This is a genomic window from Micromonospora phytophila (assembly GCF_023656545.1).
GTDB classification, from domain to species: domain Bacteria; phylum Actinomycetota; class Actinomycetes; order Mycobacteriales; family Micromonosporaceae; genus Micromonospora; species Micromonospora phytophila.
In genome coordinates this window covers 1-5919 of sequence record NZ_JAMOKF010000328.1, presented here as the reverse complement: position 1 = coordinate 5919, position 5919 = coordinate 1, and the positions used below count along the sequence as shown (strand labels likewise).

The following is a 5919-nucleotide window of genomic DNA, read 5'->3' as shown; positions in this document are numbered from 1 at the left end:
CGGCTGGAGCGGGGAGCAGTGGGCTGACGCGGTCGAGCGGCTGCGCGGGCGCGGGTTGATCGAGGGCGACGAGCCGTCCCTGAGCGACAGCGGACGGGCGCAGCGCGCGTGGATCGAGGCGGCCACCGACCGGCTCGCCACGCCCGCGTACGCGGTGCTCGGCGCCGGCGGGTGCGCCCGCCTCGCCGAGCTGACCCGGCCGATGAGCCGGGCGGTGGTCGATGCCGGCCTGCTCAACGTCGACAACGCCGTGCCGTCGCGCGCCGAGCGGGTGGCGTCCCGCTCAACGTGAGCCCGCCGCCGACCGAGCGTGGACCGCAGCTGCCCGGCGACTGAACCAGCCGGCGGCGTCGGGACGACGCAGCAGCACCACCACGACCGCGCTGATGACCGGCACCAACAGCAGACCGAGGCTGACCATGCCGAAAACCAGATCCAGGGTCGGGCTTTGCACCTCGATCATCATGTCGAACTCCGACTGCTCCCCGCCCGCGAGGTCGAAGGTCGGGTAGCTGGACCCGCCGGTGCCCGGATCCGCGGCCAGTTGGGTCCTGACCAGCAGCGCGCCGAAACAGCCTAGCGCCGGGCAGAGCAGCACCTGCCCGCACGCTGCCACGAAGACGAGGATCCGCGCGGTGTTGCTGCCTCGACGTAACCGGAATGCGGTGGCGGCGAGCCAGCCCGCGAGCAGGAGCGCCGGGACGCCGGACAACAACGCCATGAGGAGATTGACCCGCCGTTCGATCGAGACCTCCACCGGGTCCGCGTACGGAACGCGCTCTATCACCCGGTCGACCTGGCCGTTGTGATGGACCGCCGCGACCACCACCAGCCCGACCAGAATGAGCAGGACCACGACGGACGCGAGTTGGAGCCAGAAGGCGACACTGACAATCGCGGGCCGGGCCGGTCGGGCCGCGACGGGACCGGGCATGATCATGGCTCGCAAACTAAGGACCTCCGGCAGCCACCGGCAGGGCCGATCGGACAGCACCAACCGGCGAACGGATCATGCTCCGGCGAGGCGCAGTCGCGCGTATCCGCTGTCCTAGCGGTGCAACCGTGCGCCAGTCGTCGAGCCACCGGGCTCATCCGAGTCAGCCGCGCAGGCCAGCCACAGTGGTCACCGAGTGGTCCAAGCGCCTGATGAGCGGAAACGCGGTGAGAGGGCTGTCCGCGCCGTGCCCGTACGGCGTGGGCGGCGCCTCGCGGCAAGCGAGCCGACGGCTGAACGGTGACCGCGCGGTCGGGCACCCACACCCTCCTGTCTCGCCACTGCCCATCTTCGGAACGGCGTGCCTCTGCTCGGTACCGGACAGAAACCGCAGGAAGGAGTTTCTCTGCCAAACGCCCGGGTAGGGCCCTGCTCAACCCCGAACGAATGGAGAGACGATGTTCAATCCATTGGATCACAAAGGGATCCCACTGGAGAGCCAGATCCGCAACTGGCGTGAGCTGAACGTCGAGCCGATCGACCCGGAGGCGGTCGACCCGTACACCCGCTGCCGGATCATCACGATGAACGGCATCGAGGTCGAGGCGATCAATTTCCAGCACCAGTTCGCCCGCAACTGCCCGGACCAGGAGGTGCGCCGGCAGCTCGCCTACGTGCGGTACGTGGAGACCCAGCAGCAGCGGGTGGTGAACTGGCTGCTGCCCGGCGTGGCCAGCGTGCTGGAGACGACGCTGGGCTATGAGCAGGTGGCCGTGGACCTGACCGCCTGGGTGGCGCGGCACGAGCCGGACCCGTATCTCAAGCAGGCGTACGAGTTCGGCGTGCTGGAGGACTTCGACCACCTGTACCGCTACGCCAACCTCTACGAGATGGTCGAGCGGCGCAAGGCCGAGAAGATCGTCGACGGGCTGACCGAGGTCATGCCGGGCCGGCCGACCGTGGTCGAGCACCGGCACCCGTTCGACGAGGTCCGCACCCCGTACGACCGCAACTCGGTGGACCCGCGCTCCAAGCTGAACGCGTTGACGATCCTCTCGGCCGAGCAGCAGGTGATGTTCTACTACATGAACGTCGGCCCGCAGTACATGGAGCCGATCGCGCGCCAGCTCTACCAGGAGATCAGCCTGATCGAGCAGGAGCACGTCACCCACTACGAGTCGCTGCTGGACCCGGGCGAGAACTGGTGGGAGCGGCTGCTCACCCACGAGTACAACGAATGCTGGCTGTACTACTCCTTCCTCCAGCAGGAGAGCGACCCCCGGATCAAGGCGGTCTGGGAGCTGCACCTGCAGATGGAGCTGGCCCACCTCCAGCAGGCCGTCGACCTGCTGCGCCGGCACGACGGCCGGGAGCCGGAGGAGATCGTCGGCAGCGCCGGCCTGCCCGAGCCGCTGACCTTCGAGCCCAACAAGGACTACCTGCGCCACCTGCTGTCCACCCAGGTCGACCTGACCAAGCTCGGCGAGGGCTACGTCCGCGAGGCGCACGAGCGCTTCGAGTGGATCCAGCAGCAACTGCACGACGGCCAGCAGCCGCCGAGCGAGCAGGTCGTCGACATGCACCGGGAGCGCTTCGGCGACGAGTACCGCATCGAGACCGAGGGACCGCACCCGGTGGAGGGGCTGCGCGCGCGGGGAGGCAGCCATGCCTGACACCGGCGCCCCGGCCACGTCCGGGCCCGAGGAGGACGTGGTCGACCTGCTGCTCGCTCAGCACGCGCAGATCGAACAGCTCTTCCTGCTGGTCATCGGCAGCACCGGCGAGACCCGCCGCGACGCCTTCGACGACCTGGTCAGGCTCCTCGCCGCGCACGAGACGGCCGAGGAGGAGGTCGTCCACCCGCTCGCCCGGACCCTGCCGGGTGGCGGTGGCGACGCGATGGTCGACGACCGGCTCGACGAGGAGCGGCAGGCCAAGGAGACGCTGCAGACCCTCATCGCCGGGGGCGTGGACGCGGACGGCTTCGACACCGGGATCATCCTGCTGCGCGACGCGGTGCTCACCCACGCCCGCTACGAGGAGCGCTACGAGTTCCCGCAGCTGCGCCAGCATGTCCCGGCCGGTCGGCTGCGCAGCCTCGCCGCCGCCGTCCGGGGCGCGGAGGCGACCGCGCCGACCCGACCGCACCCCAGCGCCCAGTCGGCCAAGGGCAACCTGGCCGCCGGCCCCGCGCTGGCGGTCATCGACCGCGTCCGTGACGCGGTGCGGAAGCCGTCCGCCAGCTGATCGCGACCGGCCTGCGGAAACCAGAAAGGAGAGGACGTTGAGCAACAACCAGTATCACGAGCAGGATCCGAGGGAGCAGTACCGCGGGCCCGACGAGCAGACCGGCGGTCAGCAGTCGGTCCCCGGCACCACGCGGGAGATGCCCGACCAGCCGGACCACGGTGAGGAGAGCTACCAGGGCAGCGGCCGGCTGACGGGCAAGCGGGCGGTGATCACCGGCGGTGACTCCGGCATCGGCCGGGCGGTCGCCATCGCCTTCGCCCGCGAGGGCGCGGACGTGCTCATCTCCTACCTGCCGGAGGAGGAGGACGACGCCCGGCAGACCGCGCAGCTGGTCGAGAAGGCCGGCCGCAGGGCGGTCACCGTGCCCGGCGACATCCGCGACGAGGCGCACTGCGGCGAGATCATCTCCCGGGCGGTGAGCGAGCTCGGTGGCCTGGACATCCTGGTCAACAACGCCGCGTACCAGATGTCGCAGCAGGGTGGGATCACCGACATCAGCAGCGAGCAGTTCGACCGCGTCATGAAGACCAACCTGTACGCGATGTTCTGGCTCTCCAAGGCGGCCGTGCCGCACCTGCGGCCCGGCTCCGCGATCATCAACACCGCGTCGATCCAGGGCTACCAGCCCTCCCCCGACCTGCTCGACTACGCCACCACCAAGGCCGGCATCATCGCGTTCACCAAGGGCCTCGGCGAGAACCTGGCCGAGAAGGGCATCCGGGTCAACGCCGTCGCCCCGGGACCGATCTGGACTCCACTGATCCCGGCCACCATGCCCGAGGAGAAGGTCGAGTCGTTCGGCGCGGACGTCCCGCTGGGCCGCGCCGGCCAGCCGGCCGAGCTCGCCCCGGCGTACGTCTTCTTCGCCTCGCAGGAATCCAGCTACATCACGGGTGAGGTGCTCGGCGTCACCGGCGGCAAGCCGCTGGCCTGACCCGGGCCCCCGGTTGACGGGTCGCCCGCGCGGCCACCTGGTCGCCCGACGGTCGGGGCCCGGCTCTCGCGGGAGAGCCGGGCCCCTGGGGTTGCCGTGATCAGTCGGTGCAGGACGGTTCGTCGAAGTGCCCCGGGGTGCTCGGGAACGCCGCCCCGGCCCCCTGCTCCGCGTTGTCGCGCGGGTAGACGTAGGACAGCTCCAGGAAGGCGGAGGTACCCGCCGTGGTCACGTCGGTCGCGCTGCGACCGGCGCCGGTGGCCCACGCCAGCCGGGTGAGGAAGTCCTGCAAGGCCGGGCTGTGCTGGCGGATGTCGTTGAACCCGCCGTAGGCCGCGTTGCAGTGGGTGAACAGGTTGTAGGCGCCGTTCCAGTCGAACATCCGGTCGCCGTTGTTCGGGCCGTTCGCCGCCACGTCACCCTGCAGCACGTCCCGGTCCCAGCCGCCGTACATCCAGTCGGTGCCGTGGTGGTGCTGGTTGTCGGCGACCCCCACCGTGTCCTCGTTGGTCATCTCGGTCATCTCGAACCAGCGGCACGGGTCAACCGTTCCCGACGCCGTGGTCACCGGCCAGGCCCCGGCCGCGCAGTTGTCCGGGTACGACCCGCGCGGGCGGAAGTCCAGCAGGTCCGAGCCGAGCACGGCGGTCACCGCCGGGCCGCTGGTCGCACCGGCACCGCCGAAGAGGTGGTCGACGTACCGGTCGCCCTCGCCCCGGGCGGCGGCGCTGAAGACGCCGTTCACCTGGCACTGCGGGTTGGCGGCGTCGAGCACCGGGTCGCAGCCCCGGCCGCCCCAGAGCACGTCGGAGCCCTCCGAGCCGAACAGCTGGTCGCCGCCGCTGTCGCCGTTGGCGACATCGTCACCGAAGCCGGTGTGGATGTTGTCCGCCCCGGCGCCGCCCCGGACGAGGTCGCCTGCCCCGGCGGTCAGCCCGGAGTGCGGCATCGGCGCCGAGGTGGCGCTGCCGATCCAGGCGTCGCCGTCGGTGTCGTGCAGCAGGTCGACCCGCCGGTCGTAGTCGCCGGCCCGGAACCCGGTGTACGTCTCCTGCGGCACCGACGACAGCGTGGCGGTGAAGCCCAGCGCCGCGACGTCGTCGGCGTTGAGGTGCTGGTTCACCACGCCACCCCTGTCGCCGAGGATGGCGTCCCGGCCGTTCTCGCCGTACAGGGTGTCGGCGCCGAGCTCACCGAAGAGGTCGTCGTCGCCGTCGCCGCCGCGGATCGCGTCGTCGCCGTCCTGGCCCCAGACACCGTCGTTGCCGGCGTCACCGTAGAGCTGGTCGCCGCCGGAGGCGCCGGCCGGCTCGCAGGTGGGCTGGGCGGTGGTGCAGAACCGGGTGGACGGGCCGGGCAGGGCCGGGTCGTGGGTACGGGCCACGGTGGCGCCGGCCGGCACCTGGCCGCTGGGATACCGCTCGGTGTAGACCCGCTCGGCCGGGCTGCCGTTGACCGTGGTCACCGTCCGCAGCAGCGAGCCGTTGTCGCCGAGGACCACGTCGTCGGCGCCGTTGCCCTCGACCACGTCCCCGCTGTCCCGGAAGCCGGCGGCGGAGCTGCCGCCGATCAGGTCGTCCTGCCCGGCCGGCGCCCCGTCGCCGACCAGGTCGGCCGCGGCCGACGGAGCACCGGGCCAGCCCGGATCGGGCAGCGGGGTGACCGTCGTCCGTCCCGCCGCGCCGAGGGCGGTGTCGCCACGCAGGACGTCCGCCCCGCCGTTGCCCTCCAGGTAGTCGCCGTCGCCGTCACCGGTCAGGGCGTCGCCGCCGTCCTGGCCCCAGAGCGTGTCGACGCCGTC

General features: G+C 71.4%; 6 protein-coding genes. 4 read left to right on the top strand and 2 right to left on the bottom strand.

Annotated features, from left to right (window positions below):
• The coding region (locus NCC78_RS26380) for a helix-turn-helix domain-containing protein (protein WP_443677210.1) at positions 1–292 on the top strand (292 nt) is incomplete at its 5' end.
• On the opposite strand, the gene NCC78_RS26375 is transcribed toward NCC78_RS26380, so the two are convergent.
• Positions 284–829 carry a hypothetical protein gene (locus tag NCC78_RS26375; protein WP_250797841.1) on the bottom strand — a complete coding sequence of 182 codons (546 nt, stop codon included), beginning with the start codon at positions 827–829 and terminating at the stop codon, positions 284–286. The two genes, NCC78_RS26380 and NCC78_RS26375, sit on opposite strands and share 9 nt — an antisense overlap.
• A 575-nt stretch (positions 830–1404) precedes the next feature.
• On the opposite strand from NCC78_RS26375, the gene NCC78_RS26370 reads away from it, so the two are divergent.
• From NCC78_RS26370 to NCC78_RS26360, 3 genes are read left to right on the top strand one after another with little or no spacing between them, the layout of a single operon-like run.
• Positions 1405–2607 (top strand): hypothetical protein, encoded by a 1203-nt coding sequence (locus NCC78_RS26370; protein WP_250797840.1) that lies wholly within the window; start codon positions 1405–1407, stop codon positions 2605–2607.
• A complete protein-coding gene (locus tag NCC78_RS26365) occupies positions 2600–3181 on the top strand; it encodes a hemerythrin domain-containing protein (RefSeq protein WP_250797838.1) in 582 nt (193 codons plus the stop codon). Before NCC78_RS26370 ends, NCC78_RS26365 begins: the two co-directional genes overlap by 8 nt.
• Positions 3182–3218: 37 nt before the next feature.
• Positions 3219–4118 carry an SDR family oxidoreductase gene (locus NCC78_RS26360; RefSeq protein WP_250797837.1) on the top strand — a complete coding sequence of 300 codons (900 nt, stop codon included), beginning with the start codon at positions 3219–3221 and terminating at the stop codon, positions 4116–4118.
• A gap of 100 nt (positions 4119–4218) precedes the next feature.
• Here NCC78_RS26360 and NCC78_RS32130 read toward each other — a convergent pair.
• A partial coding sequence (locus tag NCC78_RS32130; protein WP_284706356.1) for a hypothetical protein occupies positions 4219–5919 on the bottom strand: 1701 nt, incomplete at its 5' end.